Source organism: Nocardia sp. bgisy118 (assembly GCF_057708605.1).
The window spans coordinates 13,196-32,626 of the sequence record NZ_JBYISM010000047.1; the positions used below are offsets into that span (position 1 = coordinate 13,196).

The following is a 19,431-nucleotide window of genomic DNA, read 5'->3' on the forward strand; positions in this document are numbered from 1 at the left end:
TGGTCCCGCCGATGACAACACGCAAGCCGACCCGCGGGGGCTGAGGCATGAGTAGCGGAACTCAGGCGTGGCGGTCCACCGAGAAGACTCGGGTGCGGCTGCTGGGCATCGCGTTCTTCGTGATCGTCGGGCTGTTCCTGTGGACGACCGTCGCGATCTACAACAAGCAGTTCGTCCGGACGGTCGACGTGCATCTGGTGACCGACACCGTCGGCAACGCGCTGACCAAGAACGCGGACGTGAAGGTGCGCGGGGTGATGGTCGGCGAGGTGCGGTCGAGCCGGACCGAGGGCGGCAAGGTGACCCTCGACCTGGCCATCGATCCCGGTAAGGCCGAGCAGATCCCGGTGAACGCGACCGCGCGGCTGCTGCCGAAGACTCTGTTCGGCGAGCGCTACGTGGACTTGGTGATCCCCGAGGATAGGAGTCCACGGCATCTGACCGACGGCGTCACCCTGTACCAGGACGCCAGCGGCAACGCCATCGAGATCAGCAAGCTGCTCGACGACCTGCTTCCGCTGCTGCAGTCCATTCCGCCACAGGACTTGGCCGCGACCCTCGGCGCGCTCTCCCAGGCGCTGTCGGGTCAGGGCCTCGCACTCGGCGAGACCGTGGACAAGCTGGACACGATCTTCCGCGACGTCAACGGCGTGCTGCCGGAACTGCAGGAGGGTCTGCGCGGCTTCGCCGAGACCGCCGCGGTGTACTCCGACGCGGCGCCGCAGCTCATCGACGCGCTGAACAACCTGCGCACCACCAATGCCACCATCGTGCAGCGGCGTTCGGACATCGACACCCTGTACGCCACGCTCACCCCGACGTCGTCGAGTTTGGCCGACTTCCTGCTGGCCAACCGCGACAACATCATCGACGTGGCCGCCGATTCGCGGCCCGCGCTGGAGCAACTGGCCGTGTACTCGCCGAGCTATCCCTGTGCGCTGGCCAACTTCGCGCAGATGAAGCCGCGCATCGACCAGCTCTTCGGTATGGGCACCGACCGGCCGGGCTCCCGGGTGACGATCGAGCTGACCAACACCCGCGGCAAGTACCTGCCCAACCAGGACGAGCCGCGCTGGCTGGACACCCGCGGCCCGTGGTGCCTCCCCGAATACCCGGTGAACGTGGACCCTGGCCAGTACACCGGCGGCCCGAACAACGACGGCTCCTACGCGGTGCCGAGCCGCTACCCCGGTGATCAGGACAGCGGCAAGCTGCCGGTGCCGCAGTTCGGCGTGTACCCGGCCGCGCAGGTGCCGACGCTGGCAGGCTCGCCGCGCGAGCAGCAGTCGCTCGGCGCGATCTACGGTGCGGCGCAGGGTGTTGCGCCCGAAGAGGTGCCGAGCTGGGTGACCAGGATCGGGGCGCCCGCCTTCCGAGGCAGCGAGGTGAGCGTGCGATGAAGGAAAAGCTGCGCGGCCTCGGCGGGCCGCTGACCAAACTGATCGTCTTCGTGGTCGTGACGCTGTTCGTGACCACGCTGCTCGGTCTGTCGATCGCCAACTACACCGGCGGCGGCACGCTGTTCAAGGCGCGGTTCACCGACGTCACCTCGCTGAACCCGGGTGACGAGGTGCGGATCGCGGGTGTGCGGGTCGGCAAGGTCACCGGCATCTCGATCGTCGACAAGCGGATGGCCGAGGTGAAATTCGAACTCACCGACCGCGATTGGCTGCCCGCCTCGACCACGGCCACGATCCGGTACCGCAACCTGGTCGGCCAGCGCTACATCGCGCTGGAGCAGGGCACCGGTGAGCAGGGGCGCAAGCTCAACGAGGGCGGCACCATCCCGCTGGACCGGACCCGGCCCGCGCTGAACCTGACTACGCTGTTCAACGGCTTCCGTCCGCTGTTCCGCACGCTGACCGCCGAGGACGTGAACAAGCTGTCCTACGAGATCATCCAGGTCTTCCAGGGCGAGCAGGGCACCATCCACGACCTGGTGGTCAGCACCGCGAGCCTGACCAACAAGATCGCCGACAAGGACGCGGTGATCGGCGAGCTGGTGAAGAACCTGACCGCCGTGCTGGAGACGATCAACGAGCGCGACGACCAGTTCGACCAGCTCATCATCAACACCGAGGCGCTGGTATCCGGGCTGGCCGCCGAACGCGAGACCGTCGGCCGCTCGATCAGCTCGCTGGGCAACCTGGCCACGGCGACCTCGGATCTGCTCGTCCCCACCCGGCCCTCGCTGCAGGGCACGATCGCGGGCCTGAACCAGCTCACCGGGACACTGAACGAACGCTCCGACGAGGTGAACCTGGCGCTGGCCACGCTGCCGGTGAAGATGGAAAAGCTCGGGCGGGTGGGCAGTTACGGCTCCTGGTTCCAGTTCTACCTGTGCGGCATCGACATCGTGGTCGGCCCGGGCGCGGTGGACGCGCCGCAGCTCAACCTGCCCGCGGGCCTGCCGACGATCAACCAGCCGCTGTACACGAACGCCGCGCCGCGCTGCCACGGGAAGGCCCGCTGATGGACGATCGGATCCTCCTAGGCAAGCGCAGCCCGGTCTTCCTCGGCGTGCTCGGCTTGGCCATGGTGGTGCTGGTGACGATGTCGGCGTTCTCCCTGGACCGGCTGCCGATCATCGGGGCGGGCACCAAGTACAGCGCCGAGTTCTCCGAGGCCGCGGGCCTGAAGAAGGGCAACGAGGTCCGCATCGCGGGCGTGAAGGTGGGTTCGGTCTCCGACGTCCGCCTCGACGGCGATCGAGTGATCGTCGACTTCCGCACCAAGGACGCCTGGATCGGCAACGAGACCACCGCCTCCATCCAGATCAAGACGCTGCTCGGCCAGAAGTACCTGGCCCTCGACCCGCGCGGCTCCCGCCCCGCCGATCCGGCCACGCCGATTCCGTTGTCGCGCACCGTGTCTCCCTACGACGTGATCGACGCCTTCTCGGACGCGGCGGCGAACATCGAGGACATCGACACCGCCCAGCTGGCCACCAGCATGCGGGTGCTCGCCGAGGCGTTCGCGACCACTCCGCCGGAGATCCGCGGCTCCATCGACGGCGTCGCGCGGCTCTCGGAGACGCTGGCCAAGCGCGACGAGGAACTCAAGCGGCTGTTCAAGGCGACGCGGCAGACCACCGAGGTGCTCGCCGACCGTAACGCCGAGTTCGAGCGGCTGCTCGCCTCCGGCGGTCAGCTGCTCGCCGAGCTGAACATCCGCCAGCAGGCCATCCGCCAGCTGCTCACCGGAGCCAAGACGGTGTCCGCCGAGCTGAGCGCGCTGGTCGCCGACAACTCCGAGCAGATCGGTCCCGCGCTGACCAACCTGGCCGCCGCGATCGACCTGCTGAACGACAACCAGCAGAACATCTCCAAGACGCTGGAGCTGGCGGGCCCCTTCTACGGCCTGTACGCGAACGTGCTCGGCACCGGCCGGTGGTTCGACGCGGTGATCGTCAATCTGCTGCCGCCCGCGCTGCCGGAGATCCCCGGCTACCGGGATCCGGTACGGAACATGGGAGGTAACTGACGTGGCCGCGAGCTGGCGCAGCGATCCGCTCACCGCGTTCCGCGAGTCGGGCCGGGGCACCAAGATCGGCATCGCGCTCGGCGTCGTCCTGGTGCTGGTCGCCGGGTGGGTGCTGTGGTGGGGCTTCGATCGGCTGACCACCACCAGGATCACCGCCTATTTCGATCGCTCGGTGGGCATCTACGAGGGCTCCGACGTGCGCATCCTCGGCGTGCCGGTGGGCAGGGTCGAGTCGGTGGAGCCGATGGGCGACCAGGTGAAGATCGTGATGAGCGTCGACCGCGGATACGACGTGCCCGCCAACGCGCAAGCCGCACAGATCACCCCTTCGGTCGTCTCCGATCGCTTCATCCAGCTGACGCCGGTCTACCGCGGTGGCCCGAAAATGGAACGCAACGCGACGATTCCGCGGCAACGCACCGTCACCCCGGTCGAGGTGGACCAGCTCTACAAGAGCATCGCCGAGCTCAGCGACGCGCTCGGTCCGGACGGCGCCAACAAAGACGGCGCGGTGAACGAACTCGTGCGCACCTCGGCGGCCAACCTTTCCGGCAACGGTGAGGCGCTGGCCAACAGCATCACTCAGCTCTCGGCCGCGGCGAGGTACCTGTCCGAGGCGCGCGGCGACATCTTCGAGACCGTCAAGAACCTGCAGAACTTCGTGAGCATGTTGGCGAGAAACGATCAGCAGGTGCGCGAATTCAACAGCCAGCTGGCCGATCTGGCCGGATTCCTGGCCGACGAGCGGCAGAATCTCGGCGACGCGCTGCAACTGCTCTCGGTGGCGCTCGGCGACGTCGCGCGGTTCATCGACGACAACCGCGCGCTGGTCGCGGAGAACGCCGAGGCGCTGACCACCCTCACCAAGACGTTGGCCGACCAGCGCGACGATCTCGCCGCCGCGCTGCCGGTGATCCCGCTCGCGCTGAGCAACCTGATCAACATCCACAACGCGGAATCGGGAACCCTCGACATGCGGGCCAATTTCACCGACCTGCAGGACCCGTTCGGCGTGGTGTGCAAGATGCTCGACCTGTCGAAGCTGATGCCGGGCGATCCTCGCTTCGAGGCGCTCGGCCGTCAGATGCGCCCGGTCCTGGACCACTGCAAGGAGATCACCGACCAGATCACCGCCGGGGTGAAGACCCCGACGCTGATCCTGCCGTTCGGCATCCTCTCCGGCGAGAACCTGCAGCGCGATCCCGTGCCGGGCACCGTGCCCGGTACGCCGTCCAACCAGTTGCCGCCGTCCGAGCAGGGAGGTGAGCGATGAAGACGACCAAGCCGTTCGTCCGCGGGCTGTCGGCGGCGGCGCTCGCCGTCTCGGCCGCGCTGATCAGTTCGTGCGCCGCCGACGGCATCTACAGCGTGCCGCTGCCCGGCGGCGCCGACGTCGGCCCGCATCCGATCCACGTCGACATCCACTTCGACGATGTGCTCGACCTGGTGCCGCAGTCCGCGGTGAAGGTCGAGGGCGTGCCGGTGGGACGGGTCGAGGACATCGAGCTGGCGCAGAACGGCTGGACCGCCAGCGTCCGCACGCTGATCAACTCCTCCGTCGACCTGCCCGCCAATGCCAGGGCCGAGGTGCGGCAATCGAATCTGCTCGGCGAGAAGTTCATCGAGCTCTCCGCGCCCGCCGCGGACCCGGATCCGGCGAAGCTGGCCGACGGCGCGGTGATCCCGGTCGAGCACACCCGCCACGCCACCGAGATCGAGCAGGTGCTCGGCGCCATGTCGCTGCTGCTCAACGGCGGCGGTGTCGCACAGCTGCAACCCATCGTCACCGAGCTGAACAAGACGCTCGGCGGTCGCGAGGACCGGGTGCGCTCGCTGATCGAGCAGGCCAACACCCTGATCGGCGGGCTCGACGAGCAGGTCGACGACATCACCCGGGCCATCGACGGGCTCGCCGTGCTCAGCAGCCGGGTGAGCGGCCAGACCGAGCAGATCGCCAGGATTCTCGACGAGCTCCCCGAGGGCATCAGGATCCTGGAAGAGCAACGGCCCGAACTGATCGGTCTGCTCACCCAGCTGGACCGGGTGGGCCAGGCCGGTTTCGACGTGATCGACACCGCCAAGGACGACCTGATCCGCGACCTGAACTCGCTGCGGCCGACGCTGCAAGAGCTCGGCCGCGCCGCGCCGGACCTGGTGACCGCGTTCCCGCTGATCCCGACCTACCCGTTCCCCGACTCCTCGCTGGAGGGCACCTTCGGCGGCCAGGTCAACACCTGGCTGTCGGTGGACCAGCAGATCGGCGTCACGCTGAGCAATCTCGGTGTCGGCAAACCGGATCCGGTGTACATCCCGCCGCCGTACGGCCCGCCGGTGAACGTGGATCCGTCCAACCCGTACTACAACGGCAACGGCCCGCGCCCCGGCTGGCCAACGGTGTCGTTGATTCCGCTGCCGCCGACCATGGCGGTGCTGCCCGTGCCGGGCGCACCCGTGCCGAACCCGCTCGGGCCGCTGCTGGACCAGTTCGGCGTGATGCCTCCCGGCGGCGCCGAAGGAGGGGGTGAGCCGCGATGACCCGGCTCGTTCGCAACCAGCTGATCGTCTTCCTGGTGATCGCAGTGATCGGCGTGATCTTCGTCGGCGCCAAGTACATCCGGCTCGACCACATGCTCGGCTTCGGTGAGTACGACGTGCGGGTCGACGCGAAGCAGACCGGCGGCATCTACAAGGGCGCCGAGGTGACCTATCGCGGCGTTCCGGTCGGCCGGGTCGGCGGGGTGGAGCTCACCGACGAGGGCGTGAGCATGACGCTGGTCATCGACTCCGACTCGCCGCGCATCCCGGCCTCGGCGAAGGCCGTGGTGGCCAACCGGTCGGCCATCGGCGAGCAGTACGTCGACCTGCAGCCCGACAGCGACATCGGCCCGTATCTGAAGGACGGCTCGGTCATCGCAGGGGCGCAGACGCCGATCTCGGTGGAGCAGCTGGTCTCCAGCGTCGACCACTTCACCAGCACGGTGGATCTGGAGGCATTGAACACCACCGTCACCGAACTGGGCAAGGCATTCGACGGCAAGGGCGACGACCTGCAGGTCTTCTTGCAGTCGCTGAACGAGTTCACCACCACGTTCCACGAGACGCTGCCGCAGACCATCCAGCTGATTCGCGACGGCAGGGTGGTGTTCGCCACCCAGGCCGAGCAGGGGGACGCGATCCGGCGGTTCAGCGACGGCCTGGACCGGCTCTCCGTGCAGCTGCGCGCCAGCGACCCCGCGATACGCAGGCTGATCGGCACCGGCACCGACGCGGGCGAACAGGTCGGCGCCCTGCTCGACGAGAGCGGCGGCGCGCTCACCGAGGACCTGGCCAACCTGCGTGTGCTGCTGCAGAGCATCTCGCCCAAGTTCTACGCGCTGCGGCCGCTGCTGCAGATGCTGCCGCAGTTGTCGCTCGGCGCGTCGGCGACCGCGCCCGGCGACGGCACCAGCCACTTCGGTCTGGTGCTCGAGACCAACAACCCGCCCGCCTGCACCGTCGGCTACGAGGGCACCCAGCGCATCCTCGACCAGATGAAGGCGCAGAACCCCGACTTCGACGACACCCGCGACGAGTTCCCGTTCAACAAGGACGCGAAATGCCTTGTGCCGTTCGGCAATCCGACCGCAGTCCGGGGCGGCGAGCGGGCCGATCTGGCCGATCCGAGTATCTCGCAACCGTGGGACGACAACCCCAAGGTCGACCCGGAGAAGCTGAACCTGAACCCGATCGCCGTGCAGCTCGCCACCCTGATGGGGGTCACGCCGAAGCGGTGACCAGGAAGGATGACGTTATGGTTGGCAGTCGTGAGCGAGCGCCAGCGAGTGAACCATCAACACAGCGTGCTAGGCACGGCTCAGCCGAGCGCCAGCGAGGCTGAGTCGTGACTTCTGATCAGTCCAAGGAATCGGTGTCCGCCGAGACCGGGTCCGCGGAAACCCCGGCTGCCGAGCCCTCGGCCGAGACCGCTGCGGGCCGTCCGCCGGTCGCGGTGACCGCGGTCGTGTTCGGAGCGCTCGTCGTCGCCCTGGTGGCCGCGCTGTGGCTCGGCGGCGGCTGGGTCCGCGCGGCGTTCTTCACCGACGGTCCGCGCGCCGACGCCCGCGATTCCGCGCTGGACGCCGCGCGCCAGGCCGCGATCAACATGACCTCGATGAACCTCGACGACGTGCCGGGCTCGCTCGCGCTGGCCAGGTCGTCGATGACCGGCCCGATCCTGGAGTCGGCCACGAAGAACCAGCAGCAGTCCGAGCAGATGGCCGCGCAGGCGGGCGTCGGGATGAAGTCCAAGGTGCTCGGTGCCTCGCTGACCGCGCTGAACAGCGAGCGGGACAAGGCGTCGGCGCTGGTGGTGCTCCAGGTGTCCGAGTCGAAGCCGGACAAGTCGGTCTCCGATTACCGGTACACGTGGAGCCTGGACATGACCAAGGACGGCGACGTCTGGAAGGCCGAGCAGGTCGCCTCGCTGACCCAGCCGGTGCTGCTGGAAGGCCCCGGCCCGACCGGGCTCGGGCAGCCGGGTGCGCAGTCGCCCGCCGCTCCCGCACCGACTCAGGGGGCGCCCGCGCAGGAGGGACCGCGATGACCGACCGCCGCCCCGTCAACCGCGTCACCCCCAAGCGGCGCACCGCGCAGCCCGCCGCGCGCCCCGTTCGCAAGCCCAAGGTCGCCTCCGCGCGTCCGCGCGACGTCCCGGCCCGCGACGAAAAGGCGAGCGCCGCCGCGAGCCGCCAGCGTCGTGTGTCGCGGCCCCGCGTTCCGTCCACCGGTTCCTGGGCTCCGGTCGCCGCCGCACTCGTCGCGGTCGCGCTGCTCGCCGGATTCGCCGTCCTCGCCGCGCTGCGGCCCGGCGTGCCCGACGACAACCGGGCCTTCGTCGACACGAGCGCGACCGAGGAAGTGCGCGCCGCCGCCGACCATGCCCTGCGGACCATCTACGGGTACGACATCGCGACCATCGATGGCTACGAGGCCGCGGTACGCCAGGTGGTCACCGGCAGCATGCTGACCGACCTCGACAAGTTCGCCGGCACCACCGTCGACGCCATTCGACAGGCGCAGACCAGCGCCGATGCCAAGGCCGACCCGATCGGGGTGACGATGCTCACCGAGGATCGGGCGGAGCTGCTGGTGAACCTCGTGGTGAGCGCCACCAAGGACGGCGTCGCGCAGCAGAGCGTGGCGGGTCCGGTGGTGCTGCGCATGCAGAAGGTGGACGGTCGCTGGCTGGCCAGCGGCATCGTCGACCAGTGATCTTGGTCGGCACCGCTGTATTCCGGCAGGGGCGGGTCGGTCCTGGCACTTGACGAGCTTCGCCCGACCCGTCACGCTATTCACAACAGCGGCAGCTGTCACAAGTGGTTTCAGCCGCCCCGTAGCTCTCGACGCAGCCAGCGATTCGGGTGCCGGGCATCGCCCGAGCGGGGTCGGCGAGCGGGCCGCTTGCCCACGGCGCCCCGGTGCGCTGACCCCACGGCGCGCCAGCGGCGTGGAGGATCACACGGGTGGTACTTTGACACCTCCGTGTCTAGGAGTGTAGGTTTGGACTTTGCGCTGGCTGCCTCCTGTCCATACCTCGATTCGCACACGTAAGTTTCGCCTTCCGGTGTTACTTCCGTTGTTGCCTGTTCGGGTTTCGTTCGGGTTGTGACCAGCGGAATTCGTAGCAGAAGCAAGCGACGGTCGCGGACCACCACGCGACGCGCGTGAGGTGCTGGAAGGACGCATCTTGGCAGTCTCCACCCAGACCAAGGCAGTTGCCGGTATCCCTGGAGCCCCTAAGCGGGTCTCCTTCGCGAAGATCCGTGAACCCTTGGAAGTGCCGGGTCTTCTCGATCTACAAACGGAATCGTTCTCCTGGTTGGTCGGTTCGTCGGAATGGCGTGAGCGCGCGGCCGCTCGCGGCGACGTCGGCCTAGTCGGTGGACTCGAGGAGGTGCTCGAGGAGCTTTCGCCGATCGAGGACTTCTCCGGCTCCATGTCCCTGTCCTTCTCGGACCCGCGCTTCGAAGAGGTCAAGGCCTCGATCGACGAGTGCAAAGAAAAGGACATGACCTACGCGGCGCCGTTGTTCGTCACCGCGGAGTTCATCAACAACAACACCGGTGAGATCAAGAGCCAGACGGTCTTCATGGGTGATTTCCCGATGATGACCGACAAGGGCACGTTCATCATCAACGGCACCGAGCGTGTCGTCGTCTCGCAGCTGGTCCGCTCGCCGGGCGTCTACTTCGATCACACGATCGACAAGGGCACCGAGAAGGACCTGCACAGCGTGCGCGTCATCCCGTCGCGCGGCGCGTGGCTGGAGTTCGATGTCGACAAGCGCGACACCGTCGGTGTGCGCATCGACCGCAAGCGTCGTCAGCCGGTCACCGTGCTGCTGAAGGCGCTGGGCTGGACCACCGAGGAGATCGTCGAGCGCTTCGGCTTCTCCGAGATCATGATGTCCACCCTGGAGAAGGACAACACCGCCGGTCAGGACGAGGCGCTGTTGGACATCTACCGCAAGCTGCGTCCGGGCGAGCCGCCGACCAAGGAGTCCGCGCAGACCCTGCTGGAGAACCTGTTCTTCAAGGAGAAGCGCTACGACCTGGCTCGCGTCGGTCGCTACAAGATCAACAAGAAGCTGGGCATCCACCTCAACGAGCCGGTCATCGGTTCGGTGCTGACGAAGGAAGACATCGTCAGCACCATCGAGTACCTGGTGCGCCTGCACTCCGGCGACAAGGTCATGACCGCCCCGGGCGGCGAAGAGGTGCCGGTCGAGGTCGACGACATCGACCACTTCGGCAACCGTCGCCTGCGCACCGTCGGCGAGCTGATCCAGAACCAGATCCGGGTCGGCCTCTCCCGCATGGAGCGCGTCGTCCGCGAGCGCATGACCACCCAGGACGTCGAGGCCATCACGCCGCAGACCCTGATCAACATCCGCCCGGTCGTCGCCGCGATCAAGGAGTTCTTCGGAACCTCCCAGCTGTCGCAGTTCATGGACCAGAACAACCCGCTGTCGGGTCTGACCCACAAGCGCCGCCTCTCGGCGCTGGGCCCGGGTGGTCTGTCCCGTGAGCGCGCCGGCCTGGAAGTCCGAGACGTCCACCCGTCGCACTACGGCCGCATGTGCCCGATCGAGACCCCGGAAGGCCCGAACATCGGCCTGATCGGCTCGCTGTCGGTGTACGCGCGGGTCAACCCGTTCGGCTTCATCGAGACGCCGTACCGCAAGGTCGTCGAGGGCCGGGTCACCGACGAGGTCAAGTACCTCACCGCCGACGAGGAGGACCGCGAGGTCCGCGCCCAGGCGAACTCGCCGGTGGACGCCGACGGCAACTTCCTCGAGGAGCGGGTGCTCGCGCGCCGTGGCAACGAGGAGATGGAGTTCGTCGCCCCGACCGAGGTGACCTACATGGACGTCTCGCCGCGCCAGATGGTGTCGGTCGCGACCGCCATGATCCCGTTCCTCGAGCACGACGACGCCAACCGTGCCCTCATGGGCGCGAACATGCAGCGTCAGGCCGTGCCGCTGATCCGTTCCGAGGCCCCGATCGTGGGTACCGGCATGGAGCTGCGCGCCGCGACCGACGCAGGCGATGTCGTGGTGAACGAGAAGGCCGGCGTGGTCGAGGAGGTCTCCGCCGACTACGTCACCGTCATGGCCGACGACGGCACCCGCAAGTCCTACCGGATGCGCAAGTTCGCGCGCTCCAACCAGGGCACCTGCTCCAACCAGCGGCCGATCGTGGACGAGGGTCAGCGGGTGGAGCGGGGCCAGGTCCTGGCCGACGGTCCGTGCACCGAGAACGGTGAGATGGCCCTCGGCAAGAACCTGCTTGTGGCGATCATGCCGTGGGAAGGCCACAACTACGAGGACGCGATCATCCTGTCGCAGCGCCTCGTGGAAGAGGACGTCCTCACCTCGATCCACATCGAAGAGCACGAGATCGACGCCCGCGACACCAAGCTGGGCGCCGAGGAGATCACCCGGGACATCCCGAACGTCTCCGACGAGGTGCTCGCCGACCTGGACGAGCGCGGCATCGTGCGCATCGGCGCCGAGGTTCGCGACGGCGACATCCTGGTCGGCAAGGTCACCCCGAAGGGCGAGACCGAGCTGACCCCCGAGGAGCGGCTGCTCCGCGCGATCTTCGGTGAGAAGGCGCGCGAGGTCCGCGACACCTCGCTGAAGGTGCCGCACGGCGAGTCCGGCAAGGTCATCGGCATCCGCGTGTTCTCGCGCGAGGACGACGACGATCTGCCTCCGGGCGTCAACGAGCTGGTCCGCGTGTACGTCGCGCAGAAGCGCAAGATCCAGGACGGCGACAAGCTCGCCGGTCGCCACGGCAACAAGGGCGTCATCGGCAAGATCCTGCCGACCGAGGACATGCCGTTCCTGCCGGACGGCACCCCGGTGGACATCATCCTGAACACCCACGGTGTGCCCCGTCGTATGAACATCGGCCAGATCCTGGAGACCCACCTGGGCTGGATCGGCAAGGCGGGCTGGCAGGTCGACGGCAACCCGGACTGGGCGGCGAACCTGCCGGAGGAGATGTTCGGCGCGCCCGCCGACTCGAACATCGCCACCCCGGTGTTCGACGGCGCTCGCGAGGAGGAGCTGACCGGTCTGCTCGCCTCGACCCTGCCGAACCGCGACGGCGAGCGCATGGTCGACGACAACGGCAAGGCCACCCTGTTCGACGGCCGCTCCGGCGAGCCGTTCCCGTACCCGGTGGCCGTGGGCTACATGTACATCCTGAAGCTGCACCACCTGGTCGACGACAAGATCCACGCGCGTTCGACCGGCCCGTACTCGATGATCACCCAGCAGCCGCTCGGTGGTAAGGCGCAGTTCGGTGGTCAGCGCTTCGGTGAGATGGAGTGCTGGGCGATGCAGGCCTACGGCGCTGCCTACACCCTGCAGGAACTGCTCACCATCAAGTCCGACGACGTCGTGGGCCGCGTAAAGGTCTACGAGGCGATCGTGAAGGGCGAGAACATTCCGGAGCCGGGCATTCCGGAGTCGTTCAAGGTGCTCCTCAAGGAACTCCAGTCGCTGTGCCTCAACGTCGAGGTGCTGTCTTCCGACGGCGCCGCGATCGAGCTGCGCGAAGGCGAGGACGAGGACCTGGAGCGCGCCGCGGCGAACCTGGGCATCAACCTGTCCAGGAACGAAGCGGCCACCGTCGACGATTTGGCGAACTAGGCGGTCGGGCGCGGAGGAACTCGGTCACCGACGACATCCGCGCCCATCGCGAACAACCAACTAGTGAACTTTTGCTCGAATTCGACCCGCACAGGGGAAAGGAAGTTACGTGCTAGACGTCAACTTCTTCGATGAACTCCGGATCGGCCTTGCCACCGCCGAAGACATCCGCCAGTGGTCCTATGGCGAGGTGAAGAAGCCGGAGACCATCAACTACCGCACGCTGAAGCCGGAGAAGGACGGCCTCTTCTGCGAGAAGATCTTCGGTCCCACCCGGGACTGGGAGTGCTACTGCGGTAAGTACAAGCGTGTCCGCTTCAAGGGCATCATCTGTGAGCGCTGTGGCGTCGAGGTCACCCGCGCCAAGGTGCGCCGTGAGCGGATGGGCCACATCGAGCTGGCCGCGCCGGTCACGCACATCTGGTACTTCAAGGGCGTGCCGTCGCGCCTGGGCTACCTGCTCGACCTGGCGCCGAAGGATCTGGAAAAGATCATCTACTTCGCCGCCTACGTCATCGTCGGCGTCGACGACGAGCTGCGCCACAACGAGCTCTCCACGCTCGAAGCCGAGATGGAGGTCGAGAAGAAGGCCGTCGCCGATCAGCGTGACGCCGACCTCGAGGCCCGCGCGCAGAAGCTGGAAGCCGACCTGGCCGAGCTGGAGGCGGAGGGCGCCAAGTCCGACGTGCGCCGCAAGGTCAAGGACGGCGGCGAGCGCGAGATGCGCCAGCTCCGTGATCGGTCCCAGCGCGAGCTGGACCGGCTCGAGGAGATCTGGAACACCTTCACCAAGCTGGCCCCGAAGCAGCTCATCGTGGACGAGGTGCTCTACCGCGAGCTGACCGACCGCTACGGCGAGTACTTCACCGGCGCCATGGGTGCGGAGTCCATCCAGAAGCTGATGGAGAACTTCGACATCGAGGCCGAGGCCGAGAACCTGCGCGAGACCATTCGCACCGGTAAGGGCCAGAAGAAGCTGCGCGCGCTCAAGCGGCTCAAGGTCGTCGCGGCCTTCCAGACCAACGGCAACTCGCCGATGGGCATGGTGCTCGACGCCGTTCCGGTGATCCCGCCGGAGCTGCGCCCGATGGTTCAGCTCGACGGTGGCCGCTTCGCTACCTCCGACCTGAACGACCTGTACCGTCGCGTGATCAACCGCAACAACCGCCTCAAGCGACTGATCGACCTCGGCGCGCCCGAGATCATCGTCAACAACGAGAAGCGGATGCTGCAGGAGTCCGTCGACGCCCTGTTCGACAACGGCCGCCGCGGCCGTCCGGTCACCGGGCCGGGCAACCGTCCGCTCAAGTCGCTGTCCGACCTGCTCAAGGGCAAGCAGGGCCGCTTCCGTCAGAACCTGCTCGGTAAGCGCGTCGACTACTCGGGCCGTTCGGTCATCGTCGTCGGTCCGCAGCTGAAGCTGCACCAGTGCGGTCTGCCCAAGCTGATGGCGCTGGAGCTGTTCAAGCCGTTCGTGATGAAGCGCCTGGTCGACCTGAACCACGCGCAGAACATCAAGTCCGCCAAGCGGATGGTCGAGCGGCAGCGGCCGCAGGTGTGGGACGTCCTCGAAGAGGTCATCGCCGAACACCCCGTGCTGCTGAACCGTGCGCCCACCCTGCACCGCCTCGGCATCCAGGCCTTCGAGCCGCAGCTGGTCGAAGGCAAGGCCATCCAGCTGCACCCGCTGGTCTGTGAGGCGTTCAACGCCGACTTCGACGGTGACCAGATGGCCGTGCACCTGCCGCTGTCGGCGGAGGCGCAGGCCGAGGCCCGCATCCTGATGCTGTCCTCGAACAACATCCTGTCGCCCGCGTCGGGTCGTCCGCTCGCCATGCCGCGTCTCGACATGGTGACCGGCCTGTACTACCTGACCCGTCAGGTCGACGGCGCCAAGGGCGAGTACAAGCCCGCGACGAAGGACGAGCCTGAGTTCGGCGTGTACTCCTCGCCCGCCGAGGCGCAGATGGCTGTCGACCGCGGCGAGCTGACCGTGCGCTCCCAGATCAAGGTGCGGCTCACCACCCAGCGTCCGCCGAAGGAAGTCGAGGCGGAGCTGTTCCCGGAGGGCTGGCAGCGCGGCGACGCGTGGACCACCGAGACCACGCTGGGCCGGGTGCTGTTCAACGAGCTGCTGCCCGCGGACTACGCGTTCATCAACGAGCAGATGCCGAAGAAGCGGCAGGCGACGATCATCAACGATCTCGCCGAGCGCTACCCGATGATCGTGGTCGCGCAGACCGTCGACAAGCTCAAGGACGCCGGCTTCTACTGGGCCACGCGTTCGGGTGTCACCGTCTCCATGTCGGACGTTCTCGTTCCGCCGGAGAAGGCCGAGATCATGGAGCGCTACGAGGCGCAGTCGGATCAGATCGAGAAGAAGTACCAGCGTGGTGCGCTCGATCACCAGGAGCGCAACAACGCCCTGGTCAAGATCTGGCAGGAGGCGACCGAAGAGGTCGGTAAGGCGCTGCGCGCGCACTACCCGGCCGACAACCCGATCATCACGATCGTCGACTCGGGCGCCACGGGTAACTTCACCCAGACTCGTACCCTCGCGGGTATGAAGGGCCTGGTGACGAACCCGAAGGGTGAGTTCATCCCGCGGCCGATCAAGTCCTCCTTCCGTGAGGGCCTGACGGTTCTGGAGTACTTCATCAACACCCACGGTGCTCGTAAGGGTCTGGCCGACACCGCGCTTCGTACCGCCGACTCGGGTTACCTGACCCGTCGTCTGGTGGACGTCTCGCAGGACGTCATCGTGCGCGAGCACGACTGTGGCACCGAGCGCGGCATCGTCGTGCCGATCGCCGAGAAGCAGCTCGACGGCGTCATCATCCGCGACGCGCACGTGGAGACCTCCGCGTACGCCCGCACCCTGGCCGCCGACGCGCTGGACGTGTCCGGCAACGTCGTGGTCACGAAGGGCGCCGACCTCGGCGACCCGGCCATCGAGGCGCTGCTCGACGCGGGTATCACCGAGGTGAAGGTCCGCTCGGTGCTGACCTGCACCACCGGCACCGGCGTGTGCGCGACCTGCTACGGCCGCTCCATGGCGACCGGCAAGCTGGTCGACATCGGTGAGGCCGTCGGTATCGTCGCCGCGCAGTCCATCGGTGAGCCCGGTACCCAGCTGACCATGCGTACCTTCCACCAGGGTGGTGTCGCAGGTGACGACATCACCGGTGGTCTGCCGCGTGTTCAGGAGCTCTTCGAGGCTCGCGTGCCCAAGGGCAAGGCGCCGATCGCCGAGGTCTCGGGTCGCGTGCGGCTCGAGGATGACGACCGCTTCTACAAGATCACCATCATCCCGGACGACGGTGGTGAAGAGGTTGTCTACGACAAGCTCTCGAAGCGTCAGCGTCTGCGTGTGTTCAAGCACGACGACGGCACCGAGCGTCTGCTCTCCGACGGTGACCACGTCGAGGTCGGCCAGCAGCTGCTGGAAGGCGCGGCGGATCCGCACGAGGTGCTGCGCGTGATGGGCCCCCGTCAGGTGCAGATCCACCTGGTCCACGAGGTCCAGGAGGTCTACCGCTCGCAGGGTGTGTCGATCCACGACAAGCACATCGAGGTCATCGTGCGCCAGATGCTGCGTCGCGTGACGATCATCGATTCGGGCGCCACGGAGTTCCTGCCCGGCTCGCTCACCGAGCGTTCCGAGTTCGAGTCCTCCAACCGCCGCGTGGTCTCCGAGGGCCGCGAGCCCGCTTCGGGCCGCCCGGTGCTGATGGGTATCACCAAGGCGTCGCTGGCCACCGATTCGTGGCTGTCGGCGGCGTCCTTCCAGGAGACCACTCGAGTCCTGACGGACGCGGCGATCAACTGCCGCTCCGACAAGCTCATCGGTCTCAAGGAGAACGTGATCATCGGCAAGCTGATCCCGGCCGGAACCGGTATCAACCGCTACCGGAACATCCAGGTGCAGCCGACCGAAGAGGCTCGTGCCGCGGCGTACGCGGTGCCGTCCTACGACGACACCTACTACAGCCCGGACAGCTTCGGCGCCACCACCGGTGCCGCGGTCCCGCTGGACGACTACGGTTTCAGCGACTACCGGTAATCGGTAGCCGCCGATAGCCTTCGGCCCCCGCTCCTTTCCGGAGCGGGGGCCGTTCGCGTTTCCCGGCGACCCGAGGACAGCCCAGATTTTTGATGTCGCTCCTGAAATAAGTTGGCGCAGTTAGGATGTGGCACGGCTTGGCGCTGGTTCGGTGTCGGGGCGGCCCGGACGGCTGAGTGTGCGAAGGGGGCGCGTTCGTGGGCGGCAGTGCGTTGAAATGGAATAGGGGACGGCGGGGGGCCGTGCGCGGGAGGACGGCGGCGGGGGCGGTGGTGAGTTTGGTTGTGTCGGTGGCGTTCTGCTTGGGGACGGCCGCGCTGTGGGAGGCCGAGCTGCAACAGGACACGCCTGGCGCGGGGCCGGTGACGTCGGTGATCGGGCCGCCGCCGCAAGGGATTCCGGTCGCGTTGCCGAGGGAGGTGCCGCGGCGGCCCACAGTGCGGTTGGTACGCGATGGCACGCCGGGGCCGGTGGCCGGTCGGACATACGGCCCGGATACGCGCCTCACGCCGATGCGCGGTCTGCGCGGTATGCCGTTCGATTTCGACGTTCCGGAAACCTGGGGATGCATCGGCGGCAGCAAGCGGCTGCGGGCCGATGTGGTGTGGACGTGCGCCGACGAGCGCGGTGGCAGTCGCGCGGGCGGCTGGATCGGCGTGCACTCCTGTCTCGCACCCTGTGGCGATATCGAGCAGGCCGGTTTCCGCACCGAACTGATAGGCGCGGAATCACGCTGGCGCGCAACCGATCCCACGACCGCCTTCACGGAATCCGCAGCCGACATCGACGGCGAGCCCAGGCTGCGTGTCGCGATGACCTATGCCTTCGCTGCCGACACCGCCGGCCCCGTCGACACCCTCGCCTTCGCCAGATTGACCGGCCCACCCGCGACCCTGGACACCCTGCTCCACCTGATCAACGAGGTCCGCCTGCGCGCCGCCGGGTGAACGACCTCGAAGCGCCGTCCGCGAGGCCACCGCGGCGGGCTCTCTCGTCCGGTCCGAATCCGAGATCGACCGCCGCCGTACCTCGCCGCATCGCACGCCTGCTCGGCGACGCTCGCGACGGGCAGCGCGCCGTCTTCGCCGAGCTCACCGCCGGTCGGCCGACCGAGGACCGCCGCTTCAGGGTCTGTCTTCAGCGCTCGAGCGCCGACATCCATGACTGACCGACTCTGTTAGATCACACCCAATTACCTTGACGCCCTTCAGAAGCCGCCCGGCGACCGGTAAGTTGTCGGCGGACAAACCGGACATTGCGAACCGGACGGCGCGACAGGAAGCACAGGATGAGGATCGGCAGAATCACCGCGACGGCGTTGCTGGCACTGGCGGCCACCGGAATCAGCGCGGGCGTCGTGCACGCCGAACCCGCGGACCGGCCCGCGCAGACCGCACCGGCCGCGGCGGCGCTGAATCTCGGCGGCGTCTTCCACGAGATCGGCTACCGCGTCGCCGTCTCCGAGGATCGGCGCTCCACCGTGACCACGCTCGAGGAAGGCCGCTTCGGCCTGGTCGGCGACAACCGGATCGTCACCATCGCCGACCGCACCGGCCAGGTCGTCGCCGCCCTGCCGATGACCCTGCACATCGAGGGTCACCGCATCGACCTCACCCCGCTCGTGAACGAAGCGGGCACCGAGCTGACCCTCGCGCCCGCCGCGATGTCGGACGCTCCGGTGCGTGAGATCAGCTCGCAGGAGCGCTTCTTCGCCGAAGCCGAGAAGGCCATGCCGCAGATCTTGGCGGGCGCGGCGATCGGCGCGGGCATCGGCTTCCTGGTCGGATTCCCGCTGGGTCTGTTCGTGCTCGACTTCATCACCGTCCCGATCACGACGGTCGTCGGCGGCGTGATCGGCGCGTTCGCCGGGCTCTACCAGGCAGGCGGCCAGCCCGCGATCGACGCGGCCCAGGCGTACCTCACCGGTCAGCCCTGATTCAGCGACGCTCGGTCGAGGGCGTGGGCCTGAAATCTTGCGTCCCGACCACCCGCAACAGTTCCAGCTTCTCGGCGGCGTCGGTCCCCGGTCGCGGCAGGTAGACCAGCAGGCGCTGGGCCGCGTTCGGGGTGAGCAGCGTTTCGCACACGGTGTCGATCAACCCGACCACCGGGTGCACGATGCGCTTGGTGTCCGAGAGCCGGACCGCGACCTCGTGTTCGGTCCACAGCCGCTCGAATTCGGCGCTCGCCGCGCGCAGCGCCCCGATGAACTCGGTGACGTCTGCGTCCCCGGCGCGGCGGGCGGCGGTGGCGCGCAGATCCGCGACGTGCTGTCGACTCAGGCGATCCCAGTCCTCCTCCGGGAAGCGCCCGCGCGAGGCGGGGTCGGCGAACCAGCCCCAGGCGTAGTAGCGGTCCAGACCCCGGCTGCCCGCGCGATCGCCGACGAGCAGCGTGTGCATCCGGTTCTGCACGAGCACCTCGCCCAGATCGGTGACCACGGCCGCCGGGGTGTCGTCGAGCTTGGCCAGCATGTGCAGCAGTCCGGGGCCGACGTGCTTGTCGCCGAGCGCGGGGCCAGGCGGCTGGTGTCCGCACAGGTGGTAGAGGTGGTCGCGCTCGTCGTTGCTGAATCGCAGCGTCCGCGCCAGCGACGCCAGCACCTGGGTGGACGGCCGCGGGCCGCGCGCCTGCTCCAGCCGCGTGTAGTAGTCGGTGGACATACCAGCGACATGTTCGCTATACA

13 protein-coding genes are annotated in these 19,431 nt (G+C 67.8%); 12 read left to right on the top strand and 1 reads right to left on the bottom strand.

Annotated features, from left to right (window positions below; genetic code table 11):
- The first annotated feature begins 47 nt into the window (after positions 1-47).
- The 12 genes from AC3EO7_RS36305 (at position 48) to AC3EO7_RS36360 (ending at position 18,681) form a co-directional block, all read left to right on the top strand.
- Complete coding sequence (locus AC3EO7_RS36305; protein ID WP_435593687.1) at positions 48-1,400, top strand: MCE family protein; 1,353 nt, start codon at positions 48-50, stop codon at positions 1,398-1,400.
- On the top strand, positions 1,397-2,473 hold the full coding sequence (locus AC3EO7_RS36310) for an MCE family protein (protein ID WP_431965336.1): 1,077 nt from the start codon (positions 1,397-1,399) through the stop codon (positions 2,471-2,473). Before AC3EO7_RS36305 ends, AC3EO7_RS36310 begins: the two co-directional genes overlap by 4 nt.
- Positions 2,473-3,483 (top strand): MCE family protein, encoded by a 1,011-nt coding sequence (locus tag AC3EO7_RS36315; RefSeq protein ID WP_431965334.1) that lies wholly within the window; start codon positions 2,473-2,475, stop codon positions 3,481-3,483. Before AC3EO7_RS36310 ends, AC3EO7_RS36315 begins: the two co-directional genes overlap by 1 nt.
- Position 3,484: 1 nt before the next feature.
- Entirely contained in the window at positions 3,485-4,756 is a 1,272-nt protein-coding gene (locus AC3EO7_RS36320) for an MCE family protein (RefSeq protein ID WP_431965332.1), read from the top strand.
- Entirely contained in the window at positions 4,753-6,018 is a 1,266-nt protein-coding gene (locus tag AC3EO7_RS36325; protein ID WP_435593688.1) for an MCE family protein, read from the top strand. Before AC3EO7_RS36320 ends, AC3EO7_RS36325 begins: the two co-directional genes overlap by 4 nt.
- Positions 6,015-7,256, top strand: a complete 1,242-nt coding sequence (locus tag AC3EO7_RS36330; protein ID WP_431965328.1) for an MCE family protein — start codon at positions 6,015-6,017, stop codon at positions 7,254-7,256. The genes AC3EO7_RS36325 and AC3EO7_RS36330 overlap by 4 nt, the downstream gene beginning before the upstream one ends.
- A 107-nt stretch (positions 7,257-7,363) precedes the next feature.
- Positions 7,364-8,065, top strand: a complete 702-nt coding sequence (locus AC3EO7_RS36335) for a hypothetical protein (protein WP_431965326.1) — start codon at positions 7,364-7,366, stop codon at positions 8,063-8,065.
- Positions 8,062-8,733 (top strand): hypothetical protein, encoded by a 672-nt coding sequence (locus tag AC3EO7_RS36340; protein WP_431965324.1) that lies wholly within the window; start codon positions 8,062-8,064, stop codon positions 8,731-8,733. The genes AC3EO7_RS36335 and AC3EO7_RS36340 overlap by 4 nt, the downstream gene beginning before the upstream one ends.
- A gap of 457 nt (positions 8,734-9,190) precedes the next feature.
- Positions 9,191-12,682 (top strand): DNA-directed RNA polymerase subunit beta, encoded by a 3,492-nt coding sequence (gene rpoB, locus AC3EO7_RS36345; protein ID WP_431965322.1) that lies wholly within the window; start codon positions 9,191-9,193, stop codon positions 12,680-12,682.
- A gap of 109 nt (positions 12,683-12,791) precedes the next feature.
- Complete coding sequence (locus tag AC3EO7_RS36350; RefSeq protein WP_431965320.1) at positions 12,792-16,745, top strand: DNA-directed RNA polymerase subunit beta'; 3,954 nt, start codon at positions 12,792-12,794, stop codon at positions 16,743-16,745.
- Positions 16,746-17,017: 272 nt separating this feature from the next.
- The gene (locus AC3EO7_RS36355; RefSeq protein ID WP_435593689.1) at positions 17,018-17,692 is read left to right on the top strand and encodes a hypothetical protein; all 675 of its coding nucleotides are present in this window, start codon (positions 17,018-17,020) and stop codon (positions 17,690-17,692) included.
- Positions 17,693-18,033: 341 nt separating this feature from the next.
- Positions 18,034-18,681: a DUF8020 domain-containing protein gene (locus AC3EO7_RS36360; protein WP_435593690.1), complete on the top strand. Its 648-nt coding sequence runs from the start codon at positions 18,034-18,036 to the stop codon at positions 18,679-18,681.
- Position 18,682: 1 nt separating this feature from the next.
- Here AC3EO7_RS36360 and AC3EO7_RS36365 read toward each other — a convergent pair whose 3' ends face one another.
- Positions 18,683-19,408: a helix-turn-helix transcriptional regulator gene (locus AC3EO7_RS36365; protein ID WP_435593691.1), complete on the bottom strand. Its 726-nt coding sequence runs from the start codon at positions 19,406-19,408 to the stop codon at positions 18,683-18,685.
- Positions 19,409-19,431: the final 23 nt, after the last annotated feature.